Here is a 26,167-nt window from a genome sequence, read left to right on the forward strand (position 1 = left end):
GAGTAAATAGAGTGTTGCTTCTCACTTCTAGTATATACATTAAGGCATATACAAAAGGTAGAGGGAGTAAGAGAAGATTTAGTGATCCAATTTATCTTGCGCTAGAATTGACTACTGACGATTTTTACGAATTACACGTTGAACGGATTGTGTAATCGCCTTTGCCGTTAAGCCCAGGATATTATGCAATTCATCATAGGGAGCACAAACGGCAAAACGATCTTTAACGCCAACTCTTTGCAAGGGAACGGGAAATTCCTCAACCAAAAGTTCTGCTACAGCGCTTCCCATTCCGCCGAGGATCGTGTGTTCTTCAGCAGTGACCACGGCACCGGTTTTTTGAACTGAGCGCAGTAGTGTCTCCTCGTCTAAAGGCTTTATGGTATGAAGATTAATGACTTCAGCTGAAATTCCCAATGAGGCAAGCTCCTCGGCCGCCTCCAGCCCTTTGGCAACCATTGCCCCGGTGGCTATGATGGTTACATCTTGTCCTTCCCTTAAGATACGAGCTTTTCCCAGTTCAAAAGGATCCTCTTCACAGGTGACAAGGGGAACCGGCAAGCGCCCGACTCGCAGATAAATCGGCCCTTGGTGCTGGGCCGCCGCTCGCACCGCTTTGCGCATTTCAATGGCATCGGCCGGCTCTACAATCATGATGCCCGGCAAGACACGCATTAGAGCAATATCTTCAAAGGGCAAATGGGTTGGGCCATCTTTGCCGGAAGAGGCGCCAATATTGTGCCCAACAATTTTTACATTTTGATTTGCATAAGCCACCGAAATGTGGATTTGCTCCCAGCCGTTTCCAAGTAGAAAATTAGCATAGGCATTTATAAATGGAATTTTCCCAGCAACGGCGAAGCCGGCACCTGTTCCTACGATATCGGACTCTGAAATTCCTAAGTCGAAAAATCGTTCAGGAAATTTTTCTTTAAACAAATATGTCATTGAGGCTTTGGCGACGTCTGCATCGAGGACAACGATATCAGGATTCTCTTGTCCCAAGCGAACAAGTTCTTCCCCGTAAGCTTGACGTGGTGCAATCTTTGTCATTTACTTCAACTCCTCTAGTGCAATTTTTAATTCTGCATCACTGGGAGCGGCCGCATGCCAGTCGACTTGATCTTCCATGAAAGATACACCTTTTCCCTTAATCGTATGAGCGATGATCACGCTTGGCTGCAGTTTGACTGCTTGAGCTTGAGCAAAAGCCTTTTCAATCTGGGGGAGGTCATGTCCGTCGATTTCGAGGACATTCCAGTCAAAAGCTCTCCACTTTCCCGGCAGATCTCCTAACGATTTTACCTCGTCGAGACGACCGTCAAGCTGTAATTTGTTGTAGTCGACTATAGCGCAAACATTATCTAAATGGTAATGAGCAGTTGTTAACATAGCCTCCCAGACCTGTCCCTCATGCAATTCTCCGTCACCCAGCATCACATAGGCACGTTGATCGGAGCCTTTAAGTTTCGCCGCTAGTGCTGCTCCATTGGCAATAGATAGACCTTGGCCCAGCGAGCCTGATGCCATATCAACACCTGGGGTAGATTCACAGCTTGGATAAGCAGGAAGCCTACTCTCAGCTTCACGAAAAGTGAAAAGCTCTTCTTCCGGGAAAAAACCCCGTTCGCATAAGGCTGCATATAGTGCCGGTGCCGCATGTCCCTTAGACAAAAAGAAAAAATCCCGTTTATCCCAGTGAGGGTTTTGCGGATCGACTCGGAGAACGTTCATATATAAAACGTCAAGGAGATCTGTTGCCGACAAGCAGCCCCCTGGGTGTCCTCCCTTGGCTTTGTGGGTCATCTTCAGAATATGACGGCGCATTCGCCGGGCAACTTCGCTAAGCTCCGAATGGGACAAGCTTTTACCCTGGATCATGGCGTTTTCCTCCTTAACTTGAATATTTTCTGCGATCTAATTGTACTCCGCGATGAAAAAAAACGAAAGGCCGCATCAAATGGTGTGCAATAAAGAGAAGAGTAATTATAATTTTGATAGCGATTTCAGGAGCAAAATACTATGACAAGGAGGAAATAACGAATAATCGTGGAATGATAGATGATATAAGACGATATCTTATCGATAGTTAATTATTATTTTAATGGCAAGGAGGCAATATCTTGAGTAATTTACGTGCCCCAGAACTCTTTATTGATAAGAATGGTTTATGGTTCGCTGATGGCTTGGTAATGATCAGGAAAGAAATTGTCAACTTATTTGCTTCTAATCTCAAAAAAGATGATCTTAATAACTTTAATATAGAATGGCAGAATCAATTGTACCCTGTAAAGGTAGAAGACGTCCCCTTTTTTGTTCAATCGGTAACTGTACAGGCTGGTCAGATAATATTACAACTTTATGATGGGCGAAAATTCCCCCTGCCTTCAGGCAATATTTTAATCAAGAACCAGATCCCTTATATTTCTTTGTTTTGGCCGCGTGATACGAAACTGTCCCGTTCTTCCTATTGCGAGTTGTGTAAAAACTTGATCGAGCGTGATGGACAGTACTTTATTAATTACGGCGAAAAAGAATGGCTTGTTGAAGAGTTGCAATGAATTAGGGTTTACTCCATAGCCTCATTGAGCAGAACCATATGAATATGATCTTGCCATTTGCCGTTAATTCGCAAATAGTTCTTGGCCAGGCCTTCGTTATAAAAACCGAGTTTTTCTACTACTCGCATCGATCGTGCATTCCGCGGCAAAATATTGGCCTCAATTCGATGAAGCCCTAATTTTGTAAAGGCGAATTCAATAACTTTTTTTAAGGCCTCCGTCATGTAGCCTTGGTTGATTTCAGTATGATCCAATTTGTAGCCTAAATGGCATGAAAGGAAGGCCCCATGAACGATATTGTTTAAGCCAATTGATCCAATTGTTTTAGACAACGCCTCATCTTTTTTAAAAAGCCAGACCCTAAATGTATCCCCATCATTAATTTTGGACAATTCTTTGTGCAACGCTTCTCGATGATAACGAATCGTATAAAATTCAGGTTCCTTTTTAGCTTCCCATTCCTGGAGAAACTTATCATTACGCTTATAATAATCCAAAATTAAATCGGCAAAGGATTCATTCAGAACCATTAGTATTAGTCGTTCAGTTTCTAATTGAAGCTGATTTAAAAACCCCATTTTCTCACATCCTCCTAATTCTAAGTTGGGAGAATTAGTATATCATTTAGCTGTTTTTCGAACAAGAAAAATTGTATTACCATTTTCATGTGCCCGCTGTCTGGACCGTCAGTAGGAGCGGCATCTTTAAGAGCAGTTTAATAGCTGTTTCCTGATCTTAAGTAATGGTGCCGGCGGTGACTAAGTTATCCAGAGAGTTAAAGGGGCTGCGAATGGAAGATGAATGCAGGTTTTATCTGCATATACAAAAAAGCAGCCTCGAAGACTGCCGAATAATGTGATTAACTAAATTATAAGATGCGACATCCTAAAAAGGGTGATGCCAAACCAACCTGATTGACATCACCCCCCAATCTTACGAAAAGAGACATGCCTAACTTGATGTTAGACGAGCTCTTGGAAAAAAGTCCCTCCGAATTGCTGTCCCCGGAGGGCAAATATAAGTACCATGAAAAAGACTAAGGGACTTACCCCTTGAATGTATTATATCATGATAAACAGGAATAGCTATTGGTAATAACAGGTGGTTCCTTGGGGTCAGCTAACAATTAATAGTGAAAAATTCTTAGTTTCTTGATAAAATTGTATCAACAAAAGTTCAATAAAGAATACTATAGGTGAATTTAGAAGAGTTCAATAGTATGTGATAAAAATAAGACCGAGGCCTTATAATCCGCATAGTTTTCTCTATATCAATTTACAAATGGTGAGGGGGAAAGAATTGCGCAGAGGAAATCAAGAAAGTAAAAAGGATGTTCTGAGTGAACTCGTTCAGCTAAAGCTGAACATCGAGACTTCGGTGGGGGACTCTACCCCCACCGAAGCAGAGTACGGGAGACCCATTCCCACTTAAGAAGTGGGAGTCTTACGATTGGATAAAAAGGCCAAATGAATCTATCGCAAAATTAGGCAAGGAGGAAGTAGTTATGAACTGGAAGTACGAAGATCGACGGATATATGCAACCGATGAAAAAGGCGAACTTATGTGTGAAGCAACATTTGTTTCTAAGGAAAACGGCGATTTAGATATAGACCATACTTATGTAAATCCAAGCTTGAGAGGGCAAGGTATGGCTGGAAAGATGATGCAGGTTGTAGCCGATTATTTAAGAGAAAAGGGTCTTAAGGCTTCGGCTACTTGTAGCTATGCTAATAGCTGGCTGAAAAGACACGAAGAAGGGTATGCGGATATCTTATCAAAGGATATGGTTGATCAAGCTGTTGCCTGTAAAATTAATTCTAAGCATTAGGTTTTTTAAATTAGAATTGACAAAAGCGAAGTTTGCAACTAGTATATTAATCATTATCAATTGAGTGAACTCGTTCAGCTAAAGCTGAACATCGGGGCTTCAGATACAATAATGTCCAGTGAACATTATTGTCGAGCCGCCTTTTCCAATAGGAATACTTAGCGGCGAAGGAGGACTCTACCCCACCTGAAGTTAACGAAGGACCCACCTCTACTTATAGAAGTGGAGGGTCTTAAAAACTGAATAAATCTCTTATCGAGAGTGGTGGAGGGACTGGCCCGATGAAACCCAGCAACCAGCGTAAGCATGGTGCTAAATCCTGTAGGAGTATTCCTAACAGATGAGAGTTATAAATATCTCTTCATGTTAGAGGAGATATTTTTTTTTGCAGCAAAAATTAATGTTTTCTAAAAGAGAGGTGCTTTTCATGGATGATATAATTTGGTTTCCTGTTACAAATTATGAAAAACAACGTATCAGACGTATCTGTGATTTAACTGGAATGACTCAACAAGAATGGTTTGAGGTGGCCTTGAAAAAATCCGAAAGGGATCTGGTTTCATTGACTGCCGAGAAAAAAGTTGTTTTGTATGGCACTGTGTTAGGAAAGAAATTGGAGTTAAAATGGAGCTAGTGAAGGGTGATAAGTAAAGTAACTTTAAAATTAAGACGGAGAATAGAAGAGGTGTTATTTAAATGGCCTTGAGGCAGCTTAGGTTTTTTGATGATGAACTTTTACGAAAAAAGAGCAAACCCGTTGAAGTAATCGATGACAAAATAAGACAAATACTCGATGATATGGCAGAGACAATGTATAAAGAAAATGGCGGTGGATTGGCTGCCCCTCAGATTGGATTGCTTAAAAGATTGGTTGTCATTGATATGGGACAAGGGCTTCTAAAGCTAGTAAATCCGGAAATTATTGAACGCGAAGGGAATCAAAAGGTTATTGAGGGATGTTTAAGTATTCCTAATATTTGGGGCAAACTTAACAGGCCTGCTAAAGTAAGGGTAAAGGCTTTAAACGAAAATGGGAAGGAAATAGTATTACCCGGGACAGGAGATTTAGCAAAATGTTTTTGCCATGAAATAGATCATTTAGATGGTATTCTTTTTGTAGACTCGGTTACTGAATATGTTAAAGGATCATAAATAATTGGTTAACAGGAGATAAATGAGTGCCTAAATTGAACTAGTTCGTGCAATATTTAATTTTCTTCGAATTTAAATGTTTGACAATAATTCAGAGGAAATTGATGAAATATGTAGAATTAAAGCATACGAGTTGATGTAGAATTAAGCATATAAGTTATGACATTTAATAAGTCGTTTGGATTACTTCGCAAAAGAGGAGTGGATCTTAAAATTAAAAAGAAAATAAAATTATTTGCTATCTTCCTAATTCCTTTTGCCGGATTGTTTTTTGGATCGTTTACATACTACAACTATAAAATAAACCATTTGGAACCGGGTAATTATGCTGGCAAATATTTGCTTAATGTTGACACCTCAAATAGCACTGAAAAGAAAATTGATCAATTATTATCTCAGCGCTTCATTACGAGTGAGGGGCTGCTGACAAGCTGTCAGGGTGTTGGAACAGAAAGTGATAGGTATATTCTTTTAGAATCCCAAGGTCAACTTATAGAGTATGCTCTGCTTGTTAAGGATAAAAATCTATTTGAATCTGTTCTTAATAATCTGCAAGCGTATTTTGAAGCCCCCAAAGGATATTATTACTGGCGGCTAAATTTGCAGGAGAAACAACCGGACAATGCAACAGCCTTGGTTGATCAACTTAGAGTATTGAGGAGTCTAGACGAAGCAAGTACTGACTTTGGCGAGCCAACTTATAAAATCAAAGCTTTTTTCATGGCCTTTAATCTCTTTAGATATAATCGGTACGAAAATGTATTTTGCGACAGCTACGATGGCAGAATAGGAAAAGCAGAACAAAAAATTTCTTTATTCTATATCGATCCGGTGGGATTGCAAACCTTATCCGACGATTTTCCTCCAGCTAAACAATCGGTTCGCAGAACTTTAGATATTCTTAAAAATGCCCCCCGTAATAATCAGGGCTTTTTCCCGTCCAATTATAATTTGCAGACTGGAAGTTATGTCTGGCCGGAAAAGTTCACAACTGTCGAACAATTATACACGATTGATTACGCTCAGAAAGCCGGGATGAATGTTAATACGTTCTTGGATTTTCTGCATAAAAGTATTCAGGCGAACGGTAAGATTTTCAGTACCTATCATGCAGATGGCAGTCCAGACGGTCTTGATGATTCAGCAGCGGTTTATGCGTTAGCGGCACGGATTTTTCATCAGGCTGGGGATAATAAGGATGAGCAATGGTGTTATGAACGAATGCTCGCCTATCGCATTTCAGATCAACCTGAATTGCAGGGGGCCTTTGGTTATGAGACGGCCAAATCAGCGTTTGCTTTTGATCAAATGGAAGCTTTGTTAACACTGCATCAAGAAGGGAAGACTATAAAGTAATAAAATGTTAGAACATAAAAATAAAGCAATTCGCAAAGATTACTTTTTTTTTGCAGAGATTTTTCTTCTTTGGTTAGTTTTATTAGCCATTAATATGTCCACAATTCCAGGGGCTAATCTTTCCACATTCGTGCTAATGGGTTGTACCGTAGCCGCCTTATTAATTGGTTATATTTTTGGCTCCATGACTGGGCTTATTACTTCCTTAGTGTTTGTCTTTGTCTATGGATCATATTTAATTTACAATGTGTTGGTGAGCGGCAGTATAACTGAGCTTAAAGTGCAATATGTCGTTTGGCTGTTCGTCGTTCCTTTGGGTTCCTATTTAGCGGGACAGATGAGTGCTTATGTAACTGGCCTTTTCTGGCAGTTGGAAAGAAAGTCAGATCTTGAAGAGTTTATCACCATCGATGCACAAACTAAATTTCTTAATCACAAGGCTTTTTTTGCTAAGCTGGAAGAGGAAATGTCCCGCTCCCGGCGATTTGAGCAACCTTTAACCCTTATTATAATCGTTCTCGTCAATGAGACAGAAATGCGCACAGTTTACGGCCGAGATGGAATGAGCCAAATTACTCTTGAAATGGCTAGAGTCATCGAGGAACATACTCGCATCATAGATGTTAAGGGTTGTATCGATGAAAAAACTACTGCCATAATTCTTCCGGGCACTCCTGGTGAAGGGGCTGCAGTTGTAATTGAAAAGCTTAATAATTCCTTAGATAGAATTAGCGTCAACATAAATGGGAAACACAAAATTATAAAACTAAGGGTTCGATTGGGAAAAGCAGAAGTTAGGAAAGGTGAGGACGATATTTTTGCTCTTTATGACCGTGCCGTGGAAGAAACTAAGTATGATCTTGGCTAGTCTTTTGCTATTTCTTATAACTGTTTTTGTTCCCACAGCCCAAGGGGATACCGCCGAAAACGATCTGATGTCACAGCTTCGGCCGAAAGCTGTGATTCTTTATGAAAGCAGGATAAGGTTTGGTGAAAGTTTTCCTCTTGTTAGTGCCTTAGAAGAATATTTAGGACACTTTAATGTTCAAGTTGAAGAATTAGAACGTTCAAAATGGACTCCCGGCAGTTTAAAGGGATTTGACTATATCTTTTATTTAGGTGACAATAAGGCGAATCTGCCGAAAAGTATGCTTTCAGAAATGAGCAAAGCACGTAAATTGTTTTGGTTCGAGCAGAATATTCAACAGTACTCAAACTATAAGAAATGGGTCGGCTTTCAAAGTCTAGGTCAACAAAGTGATTTTGTATCGCTTCATTATCGAGGAGAGGATCTTCCCATTGATCCCGCTGCAAAATTCAATGTTGCCTATCCAGCTGGTGCGAAAAACCTAGTCACTGCCGATAATTTACAACATACTGTTCCTTTTGTTTGGAAAATGGATAATGTTGTATATGTAAGCAGACTGGATTTTCAGACGCCTTTGAACTTAATTTTGGGCGGAATTTTAGAAGATACCTTAAGCGGGAATCTCGTTGAGAGTCGTCAAGTATTATTGAGAATTGAGGACGTTCAGCCCCTCACTCCCTCCGCTGCCGTGGCTAAGTTAATAACCACTTTAGCGGCCGCGCGAGTTCCTTTCGCCCTGACTGTGACTCCTGCCGTAAACGTAGGGGGAAAAACGGTTACTTTGGCAGACTATCCGCAATTAGTTAAAGTCCTTAAAACCGCTGAAGCAAATGGGGGATGCCTAATTCTCAAAGGATATGAGGCCACGAATGACAATGAATTGGAGTATTGGAATACTGCTGACGATAAACCTCTTGCAGAGGACAAAGAAACTCTTGCTCTAAGCAAGATAAGACAAGGCATTGAACTCTTAGCAGGGTTAGATTTGTATCCGCTGGCCTTTGAAGTGCCGGGTTCAGCCATGTCTCCCCGTGGCTATAAGACTTTAGCCCAGAATTTTACGACGTTGTCCGGTCAGGTTCAGCTTTCTGATACCTCATCCTCTGTATCTGTTAACGTTCCTTTTACATATCAATCAAAACGGGCAGGGATGTTGGTGTATCCCAACAATCTTGGCTATTATGATCCGAAACTGTTAGACCCTACCGGAACGATTCTGGAACAAGCTCGTCAATTATCGGTGGTTTCTGATTGCACTGCCGGCCTTTTTTTTCATAGCTACTTGCCGCCTGAAAAGCTGTTGCCTATTATAAAGGGTTTGAGCCAACTGAAATACCGGTTTGTGGATCTGCGAACTACAACTTACCGGGTAACTACTCCTCATGTCTCGATTACAAGTGAGAATGGGCACCGCCGAATAAAATCGGATATTCCAGTCATATCCATTGACCAATCCCTAAGTGGTTTGAGATTATCAGTACGTAATTGGTTTTATGTACTGGCTTCGTTACTTTTAATCATTCTGTCACTATTTCTCTTGATCCTGTCTCGAATCCGTCGGAGCAAAAGCATTTTGTACGAAAAAAGGAGGAGTTAAAGTGAGAAGCCTTACTTTGACGGATTGGTTATTTATTTCAACGGTTTTGGCCATTTGGGTGCTCCTCTTTTACCATGTGATTCTAACGTTTGCCGGATATCGCCGGTTTGTGGCATCATTTTCAGAAGAAGAAAATTCTCCGGGCATTAGTTTAGAGTCTTACCCGACAGTATCGGTTCTTGTTCCTGCTCATAATGAAGAACAAGTAATTGGCCGTACTGTAGAAGCTTTAGCAAGATTGGAATATCCTAAAGACCGTATTGAAATCATTGTTGTCAATGATAGTTCCACAGATGGAACTGGTAATGTACTGGCCGAAAAACAGAAAGTGTATCCGTTTTTAAAAATTGTTACGATTAACCCTCCTTTAGGAGCCAAAGGTAAGTCTAACGCCCTTAACCAAGGTTTTCTTGCTTCAAGCGGTGAGTATATTGTTATCTATGATGCGGATAATACTCCTGAAAGGCGAGCGGTTCGCAGATTGGTGGAGAGGATTGTAAACGATCCTGAACTCGGCGCTGTCGTTGGGAAGTTTCGCACGCGCAACAAGAACGCTAATATCCTTACCCGCTTTGTTAACATTGAAACTCTAAATTTCCAATGGACTGTTCAAGCGGGTCGCTGCAGTCTATTTGGCCTGACAACAATTACGGGAACAAACTTTTTAATTAGGCGCAGCATCTTAGAAAAAATTGAAGGCTGGAATATCAAAGCATTAACCGAGGACACTGAGTTGACCGTTCGGTTATATGACGAGGGTTACTACATTACTTGGGTGCCTGATTCTGTAACCTGGGAGCAAGAACCGGAGAAATGGAGGATCTGGATCAAGCAGCGAACTCGTTGGGCTCGCGGAAACTTAGGCGTTATTAATTACTATATTCGTAACATCTTTAAGTTAAGAAACAAACGTATCGCCGGGGACATTATTTATTTCTTTTTTACCTATGGTATTTTCTTCTTTTCGATTCTAGTTTCAGATGCGATTTTTCTTCTCGGTTTATTGGGAAGAAGCAATTTAACCCTCACAGGACCATTTACGATTATCTGGTTTATGGCCTATGCCATGTTTATCTTCGAATCGTTCATTTCTGTAAACTTCGAATCGGGTGAGGGAACATTCCTCAATCTTCTTCTTATTTGCCTTATGTATTTTACCTATTGTCAGTTGTGGCTTTTTGTCGTCGTAAAGGCAACAATTTCAGCAATTAGCGATCGGATTTCGGGGACCAATGCACGTTGGTATAAGACCGAACGGTCAGGAGGTTAGGAAACGGTGTCTAAGAAACTTATCACACTAGCATTGGTGCTAATCTTACTTCTATTTCCGTCTGGTGTTAGGGCCGCTGAAGTGCCTAGGCAAGAACTATCTAATCTCACCTTATTTTCCACTGAGCAAGTATTTAAAGCGCCTTTCAATCAGGCAACGTATTACTTTACCTTACAGCCCTATTTTCAAGTCAGCGGACATTGCTTTTTGGACTTATTTTATACTCATTCCGATATTCTTGATTATGAAGCTTCCAACATTAGCGTTCTCCTCAATGGGATACCTATTGCCAGTCGAAGGTTTTCGCAGGAAGACACAAAAAATGGATCATGGCGGGTGGATTTGCCGGCTCGGAGCTTCGCTCAAGGAATCAATCAAATTCAGATTGCAACCAAACAGAGTACTTCCGGATCAAACGATCAGGACATTGACAATCTGGGTAATTGGGTTGTTCTTTCGCCCCATTCGAACTTACACCTCGAATTGACGGCAAATTCAATCGGTTTGTCCACATATCCGTATCCTTTTTTAAATCCTCTTGCTCAGAAGCCGGTGCAAAGTACGTGGTATTTACCAAACAATACTAATGTCGATGATATAAAATCCATGTTGGCGACAGCTGCTGATTGGGGTTCTAAAGAACCCTATCAGCAGCTCAAATTTAATGTTAAAGTTGGAAAAGATAATTCTGGAGACGGTGACAAGATCCTTTTCGGGCAGCTCAAGGAATTGCCCGGTACCGGGAACTCTGATTTACCGGCTCAGGTAGGCGTGCTTTCCTTCAACCAAAGCTCAAACGGGAACGGAGATACTCTGCTTGTCTCAGGAACTGACTCTTCAGGCTTAGCCAAGGCAGCGGCGTCTCTGAGCAGTCCTGATACGGTTAAACAGATCAAGGGCAATACACTGATTGTTCAAAATGATCCCGCTGCCAACCGGCCGCAAAAACAAACCATCGGTTTAGCCGGTTCCTATACTTTATCTGATTTAGGCTACTCGGATATCGTCTTGGGTGGGGCATTTCACCAGCAAACCAGTATCGTCCTTAACCGCCCCTTAAATTGGCAGCCCGGAAGTTCCAGTTATATCAATGTGCATTTTAGGCATGCTGTACAATTGGATCCTGCCAAGTCCGCTCTCACAGTTTACATAAACGGGATTCCGGTAAAAAGCACTCCTTTAGATGCCAATAATTCCGATCAGGGTGAACTTCGTGTTCAGATTCCGGCATCAGAATTAAATAAACCTTCATGGACCGTCAACTTTGCTTTTATGAACTATCTCAATGTTAATGGCAGCGCGATGCGTTATGATGAAGTCGCTTGGTCGGTTCTTTCTGCGGATACAGAAATTTATCTGGCTCCAGGCCCAATTGATAATTCATGGGGACTGAAGGAATTCCCCACGATTTCCCGTCCCGGTCAGCCTTCTATACAAGCCACGATGTGGTTATCTCAACAACCGGATCAAGAAGAATTGACCTTGGCCGCGATAATTGCTGCCAGGGCAGCTCAAAAAGGGCAACAGGTTAATTGGAATGTTGTGTTGGGGGCAAGGACGAAGCAAATGGAAGATAACGGCCCTGTAATAATGGTAGGATATACTCAGGAGAAAGAACGTTTAGAAGCGTTAAAAAAATATATTCCTGCCTGGCCTGAGCAAAATGGCAGTTATGAAGTTGCACCTTTTGTCAGCTTCATTCCAACTCAAAATAATACAGCAGCTCTTCTTGAGGCGGCCACATTGCCTTGGAATAAACAGCAGCCTCTTTTTGTAGTCCTTGGAACGAAAGCTGATTCCCTCAGTAAAGTGAGTGAGGTTCTTACCAACAGTAAATTAGCGGATCAAGTAACCGGACAACTAAGTATTATTTCCGCTGATGGAACCATTACTTCCTTATCCCCGACAGTGGAAAATCAAAGAAATCAGCCCAACATTATTCAACAAAGACCTGTTCTCGGATACGCGGTGGTTGTAGGAGCAGTGTTGCTGCTCACCCTTGGCGGTTTATGGCTGATTCGAAGAAGGGATAGGGTGGGCAGACTATGAAAATAATGGGAAAGGGCAAAGCGATTCTTATAGTTTTTATAGTATTAGCAATTATAGCTGTTTCTTTGGTTCTGGTACTTTGGAAACAGAGGTCGGTTCCCCAAAATTATACATCGGTTCGTTATCTCGCGCCGCTGCCAAACTCGGAGCAACAGACGATCCAGAATTCCTTAGATAATTTTTGGCACGCATACTTCCTGCAAAATACTACCAAGGGAGATGAAAAGGACCCAGCTCCAGTTCCAAAATCGGAATCAATAAACCCTGTAAGCAGTGAAATAAAACCAACAACAGATACAACGACGAAATTACTTTATCCAGGCATACCCCAAGGGCTAGCGACTGTCCCTCTGAGCAATTCTAGTATCAAATTAGGCTGGGATCCTGCTCCGTATGCGTCAACTTATAACGTTTATCGCTCGACGAATCAGGAGCGAGGTTATCGTAAGATTGCCAACGTGAAGAACCCAGAGTATCTGGATACAGGACTTAATCCAGGTACCAAATATTTTTATAAAATTAGTTCTGAGAAAAGTACCGGTGTTGAAAGCTATTTTGCAAACCCAGTTGGCGCTGTGACCAATGCCTCAGATGTCTCGGATGATCCGGATGCTTCAGCCACAGCCAAGGAAACCAAAAATCCGTAAAAAAGGAAGTGCCTTTCGCTTTTGCTAAGGCACTTCCTTTCTTGTGATGCAAGGTTCTAAACAATAAATTTGCCAATGACACTTTGAAGTTCTGTGGCTAAGGAAGCCAGTATATTGGCAGATGAGGCTATTTGTTCCATTGATGCTGCTTGTTCCTCGATGCCTGCTGATACCGTTTGGGCTTGAGAAGCAGTCTCCTTACTATAGGTATCGATTTTTTTGGCTGAAGTTGCCAGCTGCTGAGCACCAACTGACACTTGTTGAACCGTTGCTGTTATTTCTTCGATTTGAGTTGTAACAGACTCCACAAGTTTGCTGATCTCCTTAAATGATTGTTCAGCGACATTTACGACATCAAGGCCTTCTTTTACATTTTTAACTTCATGGTCCATTGCTGTAACTGTTAAATCGATGTTTTCATTATTTTGCTCAATAAGAGAAGTGATTTCTGTTGTCGATTTTCGTGACTGCTCAGCAAGTTTTCGTACTTCTTCGGCCACCACTGCAAATCCACGGCCATTTTCTCCTGCTCTTGCTGCCTCAATTGCGGCGTTTAAAGCTAGTAAATTGGTTTGTTCCGAAATTTGAGTTATAAACTGAATGATGGTGCTGATTTTTTTGGAGCTGATTGAAAGCCCTTCAATACGTTCTTGAATGATATTTGTCCCATCACTGATGTTAGTCATCTGGAAGGTTACTTCATTCAAAGCCTTTTGGCCGGCTTGAGTTGTCATCAATGTTTTTGTCATCGAGTCGGAAATTTCACTGCTGCTGGCCGCAACTTCCTGTGTGCTGGCAGAAATTTGTTCAATAGAAGAAGTTACGTCATTAACAGCCATTGCCTCTTTTTCTGTCTCGTTGGCAACAAGCTCCATGGATGAAGCAATTTCATTGGCAGCTTGTGTGTTTTCTTCAATTATGGCACTAAGTTCTTCAGATGATGCAGTAACTTGTTGTGAGGTATGACTAACCTGGTTAACTAGTTCAAGGAGATGTTTTTTCATGAGGTTAAAACTCTGGGCTAACTTACCTGACTCATCGTTTCCCTTGACTATAACATCTTCAACCGTTAAATCACCATTCGAAACTCGTTCTACCCCTGCTAAGACTTTCTTAAGGTTAATGGTAATTAAATTCGCAATTAGATAACTGATTAGAAGGCCCAAAAGAGCCGCGATGAGGGTTAAAACAATGATGACTCTTTGGGCATTGCTATTTGTTGAGTCATTTTGAGTATAGATAGTATCTGCTTTTTGGGCACAGAAATCAGCAAGTTCTTGCAGGGTCGTGTTTATTATATCGAGATGTGCTTGAGCGTTATTAGCGAAATATTCATAAGCCGTTGGATTTCCCTGGTTGGCCAGCGCTATTGCTTTTTGCTGTTCAGTTCTAAAGGCGGTTAGCTCCTGATTAATTTTCGATAATCTTTCTTTTTCATAGGAGTTATTAGCTAATTTCAAGTAGGAAGCATAACTTTTATCAAAGGCATCAGAGAGAGAAATGATCTCGTCTTGCAACTTTTTTTGAGTGGTTTTATCTTTGACTAAAAAATAATGAAAGGTATCTGCTTCATCAGCCCTGGACAAAGCTCGCGCATCATTTATGTATTTGACAGACAGAAGGTAATTTTCATAGATATCGTCCATTTGAGAATTGTCGACGGCACTAAAGTGGTAACCAACAAAACCCACTGCGCAGATGAACAATACCATGATTACGACCAAGGCTAAAATCTTTTTCCGAATTTCCCAATTTCTAAACCAACTCATACATAGCGCCTCCAGATTATTGGTATTTGGCAAAATTAGTTGAGTTATCTCGTCTAGCACTTTTACAGTTTTTTACTTCATACGTTTTTTTCATCATTCGCTTTAAGCGCAGCATCTGTTGCTGAGGTTTTGAGCCCTCCTTTTATTAGGATTTTAAGTGGAAATACAAATCGCCACACCTTTGCGGTATGGCGATTTGAGCGTTTCGGAAGCTTGGCAGTCATCAGCTTAACTGGAAGACCCATAGCTTTGCGTCCTTGGCTTTCGCCAAGTTTGCCTTTATCGTCCATCCCATAATTTTTTGTACAGAACTCTTTCGTATAGTTATAATACTACCTTTAATTTCTCGAATGTTGATGTTGACAGTATCTTAATGACTTTATCAAAATTCATTAAACTATAGCATCGTATCATTCAAAATGGTGTTATAACTCCATCATTTATATTCCTTGTTTTCCTTTAAGATTAAGCGTTATCAACAATTGAAGCAAAACCTTGATAGAACAATCACACTTTAGTCACGAAAATACCAAATGTCTGGTTTAGAGTAACGTTAGGACAAAAAGGAGGTGAGTTGAACCATGAATTCCTACAGCGGAGGCTTTAGTTTTGGAAGTGGTCAGGGGCATATTTCGCCTATTCCCAATGCTCCTGGTTCGAATTTTTCTGTCCCCAATAGTGGCGGCAGCAATGTAATAGGTAACGGTTTAAACGTTTACGCCTTAATTAACATGGGGTTGCATTTTATTCTCGTAATCGCTGTTCTTCTGCTAATATTCTATACTGTTAAACACTTAAGCAAACTTCTCCTTTCAGTTAATAAACAGAGTGATAAAGCTCTTGAATTGCTGAATGAGCGCTATGCCCGCGGAGAAATTGATACGGAGGATTATATTACAAGGAAAAAGATGTTAGGCTGCATGTCTGAAACGAAGACAGGTTAACAAGAATCAGGAACCAAGACGTTATAAATAAAATTTGCTGCCCAAGAATCTTCCGAATGCGGAGTGCTTCTTGGGCTTTATCCAGTTTTTAAGACCCGCACTCCTTGTAAGTGGGGGGAGGTCCTTCGTTAACTTCAGGTGAGGTAGAGTCCTCCTTCGCCGCTAAGTATTCCTATTGGGAAAGGCGGCTCGGCAATAATGTTCACTGGACATTATTGTATCTGAAGCCTTGATGTTCAGCTTTAGCTGAACGAGTTCGCTTTGCTCAGAACCTGTAAACAATATTGACAGTAATAGAAAAAATAACTATTATAATAGTTAGTCGACTAACTATTAGTCGTAAAACTATATGTACTGGAGCGAATTTTTTTGGGATTTGAATTCAATTCACTTGAATGGTTATTCCCTGTATTTGACCGCATGCATCATAATTGTTTAAAAGAAGAAATTGTAAAGAGGGGGTTAGGCGAAGTAAGTAACCCACAAATTTTGTTTGTGCTTAAAAATGAAATGAATAATATGTCAGCATCGCAGAAGGAATTGGCAGAAATAATCGGAATTAGTCCACCAACTATTGCAATATCTATCAAGCGGATGAAAAAATCCGGGCTTATCTATCAGTACCCGGATGAAAAAGATTCTAGACGCAATCTCATAAAGCTTTCTGAAAAGGGATTGGCCTACATAGAAGAATGCGAGAGCGCTTTTAACAAAGTGGATAGAGCGATGCTTATGGGGTTCACAGAAACTGAACGCGAACAAATGAAACAATTTTATTGTCGTATGATTAGCAACCTTGAATCTTTGGGGGCAAAACCTCCAGCTCAATTTAAAAAGGAGCATGGTACGAACGATGGAAATTAATGATCTAAAAAAGCAAAAATATCTTGGTGATAAAGGAATGATTGTGCTAATTGCGGTTCTTAGTGCTTTCATCCCCCTTTCTATGGATGTTTATCTTCCAGCCTTGCCTACTATGACAGAATATTTTCGGGCATCTCAGTCAATCATTAATCTCACATTAATAATGTTCTTTATTTTCTTTGGCTTTGGCACCCTGTTCTGGGGACCGTTAAGCGATAAGCATGGCCGAAAACCGATAGTATTAATTGGTCTCTCCATTTACACTGTTGCCAGTTTTCTATGTTCCTTATCATCAAGTGTATATTTACTGATCGCTTTTAGGGCTTTACAGGCATTTGGAGGAGGAGCCGCTTCTAGTGTGGCAACAGCGCTTGTCAAGGATGTTTATAGCGGCAGAAAACGAGAATCTGTTTTGGCAGTGGTTCAGTCGATGGTTGTAATTTCTCCTGCTGTGGCTCCTGTTGTTGGATCATTCTTGTTGAACGTAACTTCTTGGCGGGGAGTTTTTGTGGCTCAAGCCTTAATAGGTATTTCCGCTCTAGCCGGTTCTTTAGCTTTACAGGAAACAATTGTTGAGAAAAGTTCTGCTAGTGTGATGAGGACCATTGGCAGACTCGGTGTAGTTCTTAAGAACATGAGATTCACGTCACTTCTTCTCATCTTTTCAACCATGAGCATACCTGCCTTAGCTTTTATCACAGCATCTTCCTATATCTATCAGGAAAATTTTCATTTAAGCAGTCAGGTTTATAGTTACTACTTTGCTTTTAATGCCTTGGGGATGCTGTTTGGCCCACTCATTTATATCCGTTTATCAAACTATTATAAGCGTACTACAATTATCAACACTTGTTTTGCCCTAACAATCATAAGCGGGTTACTTATCAGTCTCGTTGGCAGCTATTCACCACCGTTGTTTGCTGTTACTTTGGTGCTCTCTACTGTTTCCGGGAGCGCAATGCGTCCGCCGAGCGCATTTTTGATGTTGGAACAGCAACAGGGAGACACAGGTTCCGTCTCATCACTTATGGGTTCCTTTGCCACAGTTATGGGAAGCGTTGGCATGGGCATTGTTTCTCTGAGCTCGAATAATCAAATTGCTGTTATTGGAGTTTTGAATATTATTTTGGGATTGATATGCGGAGCAGTTTGGCTATATCTTTCCAGCAGGCCATATTTAAAGCAAGCAACAGCCGATTAAGAAGCAGAATTATCGCTGCTTCTTAGGCGCTCAACTGTTTCGGCAGCAAGGGGACAAGAACTAATCCGGATACGATGAGCAACATGCCAAGGGCTAAAGTTTTTAAATCGCTTAAGCCTGATTTCAAAACCCAGAAAGAGTAAAGAGAGGCTCCCAAAGCCATTGTTCCATCCAATAAACGTTTCCAAAGATTAATTTTTTCGTAGTTCTCTCCTTTTAAAACGACTACCAAAGAATAAATGCCGGAGAAAAGGTAAGGAACTAAATTTGCAAGGGTGGCAATAACAATCATTTCGTTAAACGCATTGGCAATAGTATCCGAAATCATTGAGAGCAGGAATAATTGGGTAAGACCGTTTGTTATCCAGGCAGCTCGGTAGGGTGCCCCATTTTTGTTTTCTTTAACGAACCAGTGAGGGAAGAGATTAAGGCGAGCGGATTGGTAGGGGACCTCAACACTTAGTAATATCCAACCAACTGTTGCACCGAGCATGGAAAGAACACCGAGAGCCGCCATAATCAAAGAACCCTTTGACCCAATAATTCTCGTAAGAACGTCAACTAAAGGTTTGTCGGCAACCATCAATTCTTTAGCCGGCAATGCCCCCATTGCCAAAAATGTAATGAGAAGGTAAATGGCTAGGGCAATTACCAAACCTGTTAGTGTTGCCCATTTAACATCTTGTTGGTTCTTGGCACGTCCGGATAGCCATACTGCAGATTCAACACCGACGAAGGCCCAGAGTGTAAGAATAGCTCCTTGATTCATTTGCTGAAAAAGTCCGATTGTTTCACCTGATTTAAGCGTCTTTTCTGCAATAAACGGATGGAGATACGTAACATCGAAGATGGAAAGAGCAATTATTATAAAAAAGATAAATCCTAGGATTTTAGTCACAGTAGCAAAAAAGTTAATTTTGCTGGCAGCATAGGTTCCTTTGAACATAAGATAATGAACAAACCAAAGTACCGCCGAAGCAATAACAAAAGAGAAAAAATTACCTGTCTGAATATTAAAGCTGCCTAGGGAAAAGAGAATTGTTTTAGATTGTAAAACAGGCAGGAAATACGTTAGATATCCAACAAGTGTAATAAGAATTGCAGCATTTCCAGGTGAGTTTGAGGTCCAATATCCCCATGAGATTTCGAATCCCATGATTTGTCCCAGCTTGCTTTTGCTGCCAAATAATTCTCGTGTATAACTGGGTGGACCGCCGATTAATTCAGACTTAAAATCTGACAGCTGGCCATATACATGGGCCAGCATTAAAACCCCGAGGCCGGTGAATAGCCAGGCAAGCAACACACCTGCGGGGGAGCCGACGTTGGAGAGAGATTGTGGGAGCATAAATATTGCCGATCCAACCATGTTTCCGGTAACAAGTGCGGTTAATAACCAAAACCCTAGCTTTTTGTCACTCATATTAATCCTCCATACTTTTTCTTAAGGCAAAATAAAAGTAAGCCCTCGAAGCGATCTATGTGCTGCGTAAGGGCTTACCCTGTTTAGAAGGTATATCTCCGAAGGAGGTAGCTCTCCACAAGACGCTTGTGACAGTTATGTTCCTTTCAAATACATAACCAGCATGTGAGTTTTTGGGAATTATCTCACACACTTCGGCGATGCTCCCTTTCAAGCCATAATATTGCCCAAATTAAAAATGACTTTACTCTTGAGGACCGCGCCTCTACCCTGAAATTATGGTTCTATGGAATTAAAATTGATCCTTAAGTATCGTAACTGGGATAAGCCCTCTTGTCAATGAGCATTCTGCTCATTTGAACTGTAAGTTTATGGATTTTATCTTGCCGATTTTTATATTTTATCTAGTTTTTAAGACCCCCACTTCTTGTAAGTGGGGGTGGATCCTTCGTTAACTTCGGCGGGGTAGACTCCTCCTTCGCCGCTAAGTAACCCTATTGGAAAAGCGCCTCGGCAATAATGTCCACTGGACATTATTGTATTTGAAGCCCCGATGTTCAGCTTTAGCGTAAGCGAGTTCACTTGGACTCAACCCTCATGTTGAAACAGAGAACTAGAGAATAGTTGTAGAAAACAAGTGATGAAAAAACAGAGAACGACTAAAATTTTTAAGCGATTTAATTGATTCTGATCCGCATTTGGAATATAATAGCATTTGTGTTGGGGTCTTGATTCATTACTTAATATTTACAACAGCCTGTAGATTAAGGAGATTCTACAGCGGTATGGATACTACTCGTGTTTTCCTTTGGATTACGGCTGACATGTTAATCCTAAATATATAATAAGGGGGAGTACTTGTGGATGCACCAATGAGAATCGTTTTACTTCGCGATGCGGATAAATGCAGCCTTAATAAACAACTCAGAGATGCGAGAAATGAGTATACGCTTGGTCAATTAGAGAATGAATATTTTCAGTGGCTTGATCAGTTGGTTTAAAATCCCTTGATATCTTCCCTTTAATGAAAAGGAAAATTGCCAGGAACATTGTATTATGAAGACTGAAAAAGTAGGGATCATCAGAAACTTTTTTAAAGTTTTTGATGATCCCTTTTGCCATTGCTTGTTCAAGCTGATAACAGCAAAGACAGATTCTTCGGTCGCCACCTATGATCTTTGCTCTTTTTTAGACTTGAGATATCCGCTTAAACCAATTAACTCAAAATATTTGGCAAAATTCATGACAATAATATTTGTCCAAATATAGCCGAAGTTGTTACCGGAACCAGCGGTAATAAACTGTACATTGAGAAAGAGTCCAAGAAGTGCAACCCATAAGAGCCTGAAGCCGATGATCATCCCAATACCAACGGCTATTTCACAGAGAGGGACTAAGAAATCAGTTACACCAGGCATGCCATTAAAGATGTGAACTGCAACCCATGCCCATAATTTATTGATATAAAGAGGATCAAAACCATGAGCTTTAGGTGGCAGCATGTTGGCAGCCATCCCCGCTATAAGCCCCTTTGCATGGCCTCCGGCAAAGTTAAGCCAGCCTGAAGTGGCTTTTTCCCAACCAGCTTGAACCCAAGCAAAACCATAAATAATTCGAGCAACTGTGAAGATAATAACAAAAACAGCCTTTTTCCAATCACGCATTTCATTTTTAACAGTATCAACGTATGAGTTCATTTTATGAAGGCCTCCTTGATTAAAAACTTAAAATCTAACTTGACCATACTAACATAAAATTAAAACCCTATCAATACATTATTTATTGCATAAAAAACAAAATTATACAATTAGATACAACCTACATTTGACTATCAATTTATTATAAAGGAGTTCTAGGATATTAATATGAAAAAAATTCACAAATAAGAAGTTAATTGCTTTTTATTAAATTATAAACCTATAAAATATTTAATAATTTAAAAGAAAATGTGCAATTTTACGCCTTGATGCCGTTTGAATCTGATCAGAGTGAAAGAAAGTTTCAAGAGAAACAATTTCTGCCATAAGTTTTTTGAGTAAATAAAAGAACTACTGTACATAATAATTTCAAATGATTAGGAGGGATTAACCTATGACTGTTCAAGCAGATTTAGAAAAGGCTGTAGCTGCGGCACAATCGGCACTAGGAACCTACGAAACCTTCTCCACCTCAACTTTGGATGAGTCAGCTAAACAAATGTTTAAGGAGATGTCGAGTGACATGCAGCGTCATGTTACACAACTTAGAGGGCGTTTAGCCTATGTAACTCAGAATAACAGCATGAACAAGCCCCTAAGTTAAAACAGAATCGATTGATTATACGTTCATAAAGATATAAGCCGCATTCATATTAGCGGCTTTTATTAATGAGCTGCAAACAAAATATTTTTGTGAATTAAATCACCAGTTTTTATACAATTGTAATACTCCCACTTCTCCTATTATTAGCAGGAACAGAAAGTGTCAGATTTAAACGCTTTAATTTTTTATCACAATTATCAACCTTACAGAGGAAATATAGTAAATATGTGGAATACTTATTAAAAAGGTTCTCGTGAGGGGACAATTATAAGAAGGTGACGATTTGAAAATTAGCCAATTTAAGATGAAACTTTTGCCGGGACTTCGAGTTGATATTGTTGTACCTGAAGGGGAGTACGCCGGAAAATATCGGACTCGCATTGAAGAAGTGGGAGAAACAATCATAGCAGTAGGGACACCTTTTGAAAAGAGTAACATTGTTCCCTTGCGTATTGGGACGAACTTAAAACTAATATTTTGGGATGAAGTATCTGCCTATTCCTTTGCAACGAAGATCAAACAAAAAATAGCAGTTCCGATTCATATGCTTCTTTTAGAGTTGCCGGAAACTATTGTAAAGGTTCAGCGGCGTAATTATGTTCGAGTTACAGCTATCTACCCTTTCATCTTTCAAATAGTAACACTTGAAGGGTTTAGCGATGACTTCAAAGGAACCATGCTAGATTTTAGCGGCGGCGGGATACGCTTTTTAACGGAAGAACTTGTGGAGGATCAAGCTATACTCAATGTTTCTTTAGACTTAACCGATGGACGTGTGCAAACTAAGGTTCAGGTTCTCCGAATTGAAGAGACTGAGGAAAGAAATCTACAACGATATTGTGTCTCGGCGGAATTTATAGAAATATCGGAGCGGAGTCGAGATCGGATCATCCGCAGCGTTTTTGAAAAACAAAGAACGATGCGTAAGAAAGGATTAGAATAATCAAAATCACTCATTGCTTTTCAATGAGTGATTTTGATTATTTTTGAGGTTATTGTTATAAAGTTTGACACCTTTTGGACAAGATTCATACTATATACTAATACAAGAAAGGAAACAAGAAAAAGTCCTTAATCCCAAAAACTCTTAATCTGATCAAATTCCCGGCCCCCCTCCTAATCCTCTTATGCAGGCCATTTTAGGCCTATCTTTAGAGGAGGGGATCTAAATGTTAAAACTGCCGCCTTATCCGCCTTATGTTCCGCATACTCCGCTGCCGCCAACAGTTCGCTGGTCTCATGTTCCTTATCCGCCAGTCGGAACTCCGCCATATCCGAATGTATGTATATTATTTGACACTCTTCCTATCGGAGCAAGAGTCGTAGTTGGACTTGGATCAAGTGAATGGGTTGGAAATTATGGCGGAGTTATTGATGGAGTATTATTCTTAACGAATGCTCAACTGTTTTCCAATGTAGGCAACCCAATCGATGGCATTCAATCTGTGGTCAGGATTCCAGTCATTAATCTTCAATATATTAGTTATTAGATTATCAGTTATTAAAAAATAGGAATTGTGTAAACAGTAAACCGCCAGAAATCGTAAGATATCTGGCGGTTTTTTGTCGTTTTCGGAAAATGGTATAACTAGGGAGAAGAGGGGGGAGATCATTTGTCTTGAGGGTTCGAAAAGGGAAAACTTGAATGGGAGGAATTGATATGGGGTAATTTTAATTCCTAGAATTGGAATTTCTTAATTTCTTCTTTTAATTTATTTGTACTTTCTTTAGTCCTAACTACTTGTTGTTTGACTTCATCAGACTTGCTTTTTACTTCAGCGGCTCGATTTGCAATGTTGGTGATTCCGATAGCCCCTTCATTAGCAGCATTAGCAATTCCATCTATTGCAGCCAAGATATTTTGGATCGAATTCATAAGCTCCTTAGATGTTGCACTGAATTCAGCAACAAGTTCATCGACAAAGTTGGCATCTTCTCTATATTTTCCAGCTACATTGAGCATAACCTTATAATCATTAGTTACGTCGTCAGAAACAAAGGAAAGTAAATTATCGGAATTACTCGAGAGATTATTAACAGAGTTTGTGACTTTTGTGGTAACCTCTTGTATTTCCATGACAGCGCCTTTTGACTGCTCAGCAAGTTTTCTTATTTCGTCAGATACCACAGAGAAACCTCTGCCCGCTTCACCAGCCCTGGCAGCTTCAATCGCAGCATTTAAGGCAAGCAAGTTTGTTTGCTCAGTTATTTGCATAATCGATTGGGTTAAGAGGTTAATTTGATCAACAACTTTTGATTCGACGATTGCCTGTTCTAACGTTTCCTTAGTTCCTAAAAATACATTATAGGCTTTCTGTTGGGCGGTATCAACATTTCTCTTAGTATCTTCTGCTCTTTCTGCAATTTTCCCCGCTGAAAGGGCACCTTCGTGAGATTTCTGAGCAATTAACTGTACGGATTTTTGTATTTCTTGTGAAGTTGCAGCCATCTCCTCTGAAGATGCTGATGTTTCTTCCATACTTGCTGCTAACTCTTCTGTTGTAGACGATATTTCTTCGAAGTTTTCAGCTAAGACAATAACGTTATTCATTACATCCTGAACTTCTTGTTCAATCACAGCCGATTCATCTCGAATACTATTGATCAAATGTTTGATGGAATTTTTCATATCATTTATAGCGTTTGTGATTGAGCCAATTTCATCGGATCGAGCCAGGTATTTAGGATCAATATCCCGAGTAAAGTCTCCGCTGGCAACAATTTCTAAATACTCCGCGGACTTTATGATAGGAGTAGTTATTCGTTTAGTAGTTATAGTGATTAACAATATTGTAATCAGCAGCATAATAACGGAAATACTTAAAACCATAAACGATATTTTTTTAGCGCCTTGATTTAATTCGCTTTCAGCCATAAATGACGCTAAAATCCAGTCTGTGCCGGTAACTTTGTAGGGATTAACTATGTACATTGTGCCATTGATATTGACATCAAAGGGCTTTAAGTCTTTGGCAAGGAGATTTTCCAAGCCCGGTATCTTAACATCAGATAATTTTTTGAAATTATTTTTGGCATTATTGCCATCAGCTAAGATAACACCAGTGTTATGAACTATCATGTAATAGCCTGTCTTGCCAGGTTTCATAGAACTTAACATGCTGCTGATCACAGATTGCTGAACATCAATTCCGATTGTTCCGATGAGGTTTCCCTTAGCATCGGTAAAGGACCTAACGTTGCTGGTAATCATTTGATGAGAAATGCCATCCACATAGGGAGCCGTTCTAACGATAGCCCCATTGCCGCTTAAACCGGTTTTATACCAGTCTTTTTCAGGAGGATTAAATTTGGCCGAGATGCTTGTTTCAGGCCATTGGAGATAAGCACCATTTTTCGTACCGAAATACACATACATTGTTCCGGGATGACTTTTAGCATACTGATCAAAAACTTCATAAATTTGTTGTTCCAAACCTCCGTTTTTGGAAGGTGTCATGTTAACCGACTGATTGTTATTAGCATATGAGGTTATATTTCCTTCATTTGCTTCCATGACTAAGGGATTGGAGGCCATCATATTGATATCTTTATCGATCCGGTCATAAAAAATTTGAATTGAATTGGCAGCAATTTTCATCTGTTCGTTGGAATTGTTAAAATAATCACTTTTTGCTTGGGTTGTTACTTCGTAACTGGCAATAGAGCCAACCGTTGCCAGGGCGATAATAATAATTGATAAAGAGATCACTAGAAACCTAGATTGGATACTTTTTAATTTCATCCATGAACCCTCTTTCTATATTATTTTATAAAGAATTATGTAGTTTTACGTTTATCAAACACAATACCTTAATTTTCGGCAAAATTCAATATAAATTTCTTGATTTTGAGTTAATTCTGGGTTAATTCGAAGTTACCTATACCTTATATTTCATGATTTGAACCACAGATAAGAGCTAGTGAACTCGCTTACGCTAAAGCTGAGCATCGGGGCTTCAGATACAATAATGTCCACTGGACATTATTGCCGAGCCGCCTTTCCCAATAGGATTACTTAGCGGCGAAGGAGGACTCTACCCCACCTGAATTTAACGAAGACACCCCCACTTATAGAAGTGGGGCCTTAAAAATTGGATAAACATCTTAGTGAGCATGTCGTCGGGCGGCTGAAAAGGGTATAGCGTATTACGTCTTCCTTATATCCCCTATAGCTGTTTGGTATATTACAGTTTTATCCGGAGGTAATATAATTATCTGCAAAGAATATTGTCGAATCCAAAGTTTTTAAAGTCTTTAAAGTCTTAGAAATAGTACATTCTAGGCCTATCAAAATCGCTTAATACTCTAAACCCATTATTAAATTTAAAAGCAAATTG

26 protein-coding genes and 3 riboswitches are annotated in these 26,167 nt (G+C 40.1%); of the genes, 18 read left to right on the top strand and 8 right to left on the bottom strand.

Annotated features, from left to right (window positions below):
- Positions 1–111 precede the first annotated feature (111 nt).
- Together DEAC_RS05770 and DEAC_RS05775 are read right to left on the bottom strand one after the other, a co-directional pair.
- Positions 112–1,053 (bottom strand): transketolase family protein, encoded by a 942-nt coding sequence (locus DEAC_RS05770; RefSeq protein ID WP_047809094.1) that lies wholly within the window; start codon positions 1,051–1,053, stop codon positions 112–114.
- Positions 1,054–1,881 carry a transketolase gene (locus DEAC_RS05775; RefSeq protein ID WP_047809095.1) on the bottom strand — a complete coding sequence of 276 codons (828 nt, stop codon included), beginning with the start codon at positions 1,879–1,881 and terminating at the stop codon, positions 1,054–1,056.
- 242 nt (positions 1,882–2,123) lie between these two features.
- Between DEAC_RS05775 and DEAC_RS05780 the strand changes: the two genes are divergently transcribed.
- Positions 2,124–2,561 (top strand): DUF1285 domain-containing protein, encoded by a 438-nt coding sequence (locus tag DEAC_RS05780; protein WP_047809096.1) that lies wholly within the window; start codon positions 2,124–2,126, stop codon positions 2,559–2,561.
- 8 nt (positions 2,562–2,569) lie between these two features.
- On the opposite strand, the gene DEAC_RS05785 is transcribed toward DEAC_RS05780, so the two are convergent.
- Entirely contained in the window at positions 2,570–3,139 is a 570-nt protein-coding gene (locus DEAC_RS05785) for a GNAT family N-acetyltransferase (RefSeq protein WP_047809097.1), read from the bottom strand.
- Between the two features lie 721 nt (positions 3,140–3,860).
- Here DEAC_RS05785 and DEAC_RS24500 point away from each other — a divergent pair.
- From DEAC_RS24500 to DEAC_RS05830, 10 genes are all read left to right on the top strand, one after another.
- Complete coding sequence (locus tag DEAC_RS24500) at positions 3,861–3,992, top strand: hypothetical protein (protein WP_282434437.1); 132 nt, start codon at positions 3,861–3,863, stop codon at positions 3,990–3,992.
- Between the two features lie 73 nt (positions 3,993–4,065).
- Positions 4,066–4,389, top strand: a complete 324-nt coding sequence (locus DEAC_RS05790) for a GNAT family N-acetyltransferase (RefSeq protein ID WP_047809098.1) — start codon at positions 4,066–4,068, stop codon at positions 4,387–4,389.
- A 249-nt stretch (positions 4,390–4,638) separates the two neighbouring features.
- Positions 4,639–4,736, top strand: a riboswitch (SAM riboswitch).
- A gap of 38 nt (positions 4,737–4,774) precedes the next feature.
- Positions 4,775–5,023, top strand: a complete 249-nt coding sequence (locus DEAC_RS05795; protein ID WP_047809099.1) for a hypothetical protein — start codon at positions 4,775–4,777, stop codon at positions 5,021–5,023.
- A gap of 62 nt (positions 5,024–5,085) precedes the next feature.
- Positions 5,086–5,541 (top strand): peptide deformylase, encoded by a 456-nt coding sequence (def, locus tag DEAC_RS05800; RefSeq protein ID WP_047809100.1) that lies wholly within the window; start codon positions 5,086–5,088, stop codon positions 5,539–5,541.
- 159 nt (positions 5,542–5,700) lie between these two features.
- On the top strand, positions 5,701–6,897 hold the full coding sequence (locus DEAC_RS05805; protein WP_152671354.1) for a hypothetical protein: 1,197 nt from the start codon (positions 5,701–5,703) through the stop codon (positions 6,895–6,897).
- A gap of 4 nt (positions 6,898–6,901) precedes the next feature.
- On the top strand, positions 6,902–7,765 hold the full coding sequence (locus DEAC_RS05810; RefSeq protein ID WP_047809102.1) for a GGDEF domain-containing protein: 864 nt from the start codon (positions 6,902–6,904) through the stop codon (positions 7,763–7,765).
- Entirely contained in the window at positions 7,731–9,362 is a 1,632-nt protein-coding gene (locus tag DEAC_RS05815) for a DUF2334 domain-containing protein (RefSeq protein ID WP_207642577.1), read from the top strand. Before DEAC_RS05810 ends, DEAC_RS05815 begins: the two co-directional genes overlap by 35 nt.
- A gap of 1 nt (position 9,363) precedes the next feature.
- Complete coding sequence (locus tag DEAC_RS05820; RefSeq protein ID WP_047809104.1) at positions 9,364–10,632, top strand: glycosyltransferase family 2 protein; 1,269 nt, start codon at positions 9,364–9,366, stop codon at positions 10,630–10,632.
- A gap of 6 nt (positions 10,633–10,638) precedes the next feature.
- A complete protein-coding gene (locus DEAC_RS05825; protein WP_047809105.1) occupies positions 10,639–12,681 on the top strand; it encodes a cellulose biosynthesis cyclic di-GMP-binding regulatory protein BcsB in 2,043 nt (680 codons plus the stop codon).
- The gene (locus tag DEAC_RS05830) at positions 12,678–13,328 is read left to right on the top strand and encodes a hypothetical protein (RefSeq protein WP_047809106.1); all 651 of its coding nucleotides are present in this window, start codon (positions 12,678–12,680) and stop codon (positions 13,326–13,328) included. The genes DEAC_RS05825 and DEAC_RS05830 overlap by 4 nt, the downstream gene beginning before the upstream one ends.
- A 56-nt stretch (positions 13,329–13,384) precedes the next feature.
- Here the strand turns inward: DEAC_RS05830 and DEAC_RS05835 are convergent, their stop codons facing one another.
- Complete coding sequence (locus DEAC_RS05835) at positions 13,385–15,097, bottom strand: methyl-accepting chemotaxis protein (protein ID WP_047809107.1); 1,713 nt, start codon at positions 15,095–15,097, stop codon at positions 13,385–13,387.
- Positions 15,098–15,174: 77 nt separating this feature from the next.
- Complete coding sequence (locus DEAC_RS23480) at positions 15,175–15,342, bottom strand: hypothetical protein (protein WP_161796419.1); 168 nt, start codon at positions 15,340–15,342, stop codon at positions 15,175–15,177.
- A riboswitch (cyclic di-GMP riboswitch) is annotated at positions 15,302–15,385 on the bottom strand. Its footprint overlaps the gene before it by 41 nt.
- A gap of 293 nt (positions 15,386–15,678) precedes the next feature.
- Here DEAC_RS23480 and DEAC_RS05845 point away from each other — a divergent pair.
- The 3 genes from DEAC_RS05845 to DEAC_RS05855 all read left to right on the top strand — a co-directional run bounded on the left by DEAC_RS05845 (position 15,679) and on the right by DEAC_RS05855 (position 18,106).
- Positions 15,679–16,041, top strand: a complete 363-nt coding sequence (locus tag DEAC_RS05845) for an SHOCT domain-containing protein (protein WP_053006293.1) — start codon at positions 15,679–15,681, stop codon at positions 16,039–16,041.
- A gap of 369 nt (positions 16,042–16,410) precedes the next feature.
- On the top strand, positions 16,411–16,905 hold the full coding sequence (locus tag DEAC_RS22065; RefSeq protein ID WP_053006294.1) for a MarR family winged helix-turn-helix transcriptional regulator: 495 nt from the start codon (positions 16,411–16,413) through the stop codon (positions 16,903–16,905).
- Positions 16,895–18,106, top strand: coding sequence for a multidrug effflux MFS transporter (locus DEAC_RS05855; RefSeq protein WP_047809109.1), 1,212 nt, complete (start codon positions 16,895–16,897; stop codon positions 18,104–18,106). Before DEAC_RS22065 ends, DEAC_RS05855 begins: the two co-directional genes overlap by 11 nt.
- Positions 18,107–18,128: 22 nt before the next feature.
- On the opposite strand, the gene DEAC_RS05860 is transcribed toward DEAC_RS05855, so the two are convergent.
- Positions 18,129–19,529 carry an amino acid permease gene (locus tag DEAC_RS05860; RefSeq protein ID WP_047809110.1) on the bottom strand — a complete coding sequence of 467 codons (1,401 nt, stop codon included), beginning with the start codon at positions 19,527–19,529 and terminating at the stop codon, positions 18,129–18,131.
- A 100-nt stretch (positions 19,530–19,629) separates the two neighbouring features.
- Positions 19,630–19,805, bottom strand: a riboswitch (Lysine riboswitch).
- 584 nt (positions 19,806–20,389) lie between these two features.
- On the opposite strand from DEAC_RS05860, the gene DEAC_RS23815 reads away from it, so the two are divergent.
- Complete coding sequence (locus DEAC_RS23815; protein ID WP_172408352.1) at positions 20,390–20,530, top strand: hypothetical protein; 141 nt, start codon at positions 20,390–20,392, stop codon at positions 20,528–20,530.
- A gap of 168 nt (positions 20,531–20,698) precedes the next feature.
- Here the strand turns inward: DEAC_RS23815 and DEAC_RS05865 are convergent, their stop codons facing one another.
- A complete protein-coding gene (locus DEAC_RS05865) occupies positions 20,699–21,226 on the bottom strand; it encodes a DoxX family protein (protein ID WP_047809111.1) in 528 nt (175 codons plus the stop codon).
- A 394-nt stretch (positions 21,227–21,620) separates the two neighbouring features.
- On the opposite strand from DEAC_RS05865, the gene DEAC_RS05870 reads away from it, so the two are divergent.
- The 3 genes from DEAC_RS05870 to DEAC_RS24120 all read left to right on the top strand — a co-directional run bounded on the left by DEAC_RS05870 (position 21,621) and on the right by DEAC_RS24120 (position 23,320).
- Complete coding sequence (locus DEAC_RS05870; protein ID WP_047809112.1) at positions 21,621–21,830, top strand: DUF1657 domain-containing protein; 210 nt, start codon at positions 21,621–21,623, stop codon at positions 21,828–21,830.
- Positions 21,831–22,113: 283 nt separating this feature from the next.
- Complete coding sequence (locus DEAC_RS05875) at positions 22,114–22,773, top strand: flagellar brake protein (protein WP_242847083.1); 660 nt, start codon at positions 22,114–22,116, stop codon at positions 22,771–22,773.
- A 226-nt stretch (positions 22,774–22,999) separates the two neighbouring features.
- Positions 23,000–23,320, top strand: coding sequence for a hypothetical protein (locus tag DEAC_RS24120; RefSeq protein ID WP_242847084.1), 321 nt, complete (start codon positions 23,000–23,002; stop codon positions 23,318–23,320).
- Positions 23,321–23,508: 188 nt separating this feature from the next.
- Here DEAC_RS24120 and DEAC_RS05885 read toward each other — a convergent pair whose 3' ends face one another.
- Positions 23,509–25,572: a methyl-accepting chemotaxis protein gene (locus DEAC_RS05885; protein ID WP_047809113.1), complete on the bottom strand. Its 2,064-nt coding sequence runs from the start codon at positions 25,570–25,572 to the stop codon at positions 23,509–23,511.
- Between the last annotated feature and the right edge of the window lie 595 nt (positions 25,573–26,167).

The sequence above is a fragment of the Desulfosporosinus acididurans genome (genome assembly GCF_001029285.1).
GTDB lineage: Bacteria > Bacillota > Desulfitobacteriia > Desulfitobacteriales > Desulfitobacteriaceae > Desulfosporosinus > Desulfosporosinus acididurans.

Coding starts and splice junctions, on each gene's coding strand:
- DEAC_RS05770 (WP_047809094.1), bottom strand. CDS start 1,053: ATGACAAAGATTGCACCACGTCAAGCTTACGGGGAAGAACTTGTTCGC.
- DEAC_RS05775 (WP_047809095.1), bottom strand. CDS start 1,881: ATGATCCAGGGTAAAAGCTTGTCCCATTCGGAGCTTAGCGAAGTTGCC.
- DEAC_RS05785 (WP_047809097.1), bottom strand. CDS start 3,139: ATGGGGTTTTTAAATCAGCTTCAATTAGAAACTGAACGACTAATACTA.
- DEAC_RS05790 (WP_047809098.1), top strand. CDS start 4,066: ATGAACTGGAAGTACGAAGATCGACGGATATATGCAACCGATGAAAAA.
- def (WP_047809100.1), top strand. CDS start 5,086: ATGGCCTTGAGGCAGCTTAGGTTTTTTGATGATGAACTTTTACGAAAA.
- DEAC_RS05805 (WP_152671354.1), top strand. CDS start 5,701: ATGACATTTAATAAGTCGTTTGGATTACTTCGCAAAAGAGGAGTGGAT.
- DEAC_RS05810 (WP_047809102.1), top strand. CDS start 6,902: ATGTTAGAACATAAAAATAAAGCAATTCGCAAAGATTACTTTTTTTTT.
- DEAC_RS05830 (WP_047809106.1), top strand. CDS start 12,678: ATGAAAATAATGGGAAAGGGCAAAGCGATTCTTATAGTTTTTATAGTA.
- DEAC_RS05835 (WP_047809107.1), bottom strand. CDS start 15,097: ATGAGTTGGTTTAGAAATTGGGAAATTCGGAAAAAGATTTTAGCCTTG.
- DEAC_RS23480 (WP_161796419.1), bottom strand. CDS start 15,342: ATGGGTCTTCCAGTTAAGCTGATGACTGCCAAGCTTCCGAAACGCTCA.
- DEAC_RS05845 (WP_053006293.1), top strand. CDS start 15,679: ATGAATTCCTACAGCGGAGGCTTTAGTTTTGGAAGTGGTCAGGGGCAT.
- DEAC_RS05855 (WP_047809109.1), top strand. CDS start 16,895: ATGGAAATTAATGATCTAAAAAAGCAAAAATATCTTGGTGATAAAGGA.
- DEAC_RS05860 (WP_047809110.1), bottom strand. CDS start 19,529: ATGAGTGACAAAAAGCTAGGGTTTTGGTTATTAACCGCACTTGTTACC.
- DEAC_RS05865 (WP_047809111.1), bottom strand. CDS start 21,226: ATGAACTCATACGTTGATACTGTTAAAAATGAAATGCGTGATTGGAAA.
- DEAC_RS05870 (WP_047809112.1), top strand. CDS start 21,621: ATGACTGTTCAAGCAGATTTAGAAAAGGCTGTAGCTGCGGCACAATCG.
- DEAC_RS24120 (WP_242847084.1), top strand. CDS start 23,000: ATGTTAAAACTGCCGCCTTATCCGCCTTATGTTCCGCATACTCCGCTG.
- DEAC_RS05885 (WP_047809113.1), bottom strand. CDS start 25,572: ATGAAATTAAAAAGTATCCAATCTAGGTTTCTAGTGATCTCTTTATCA.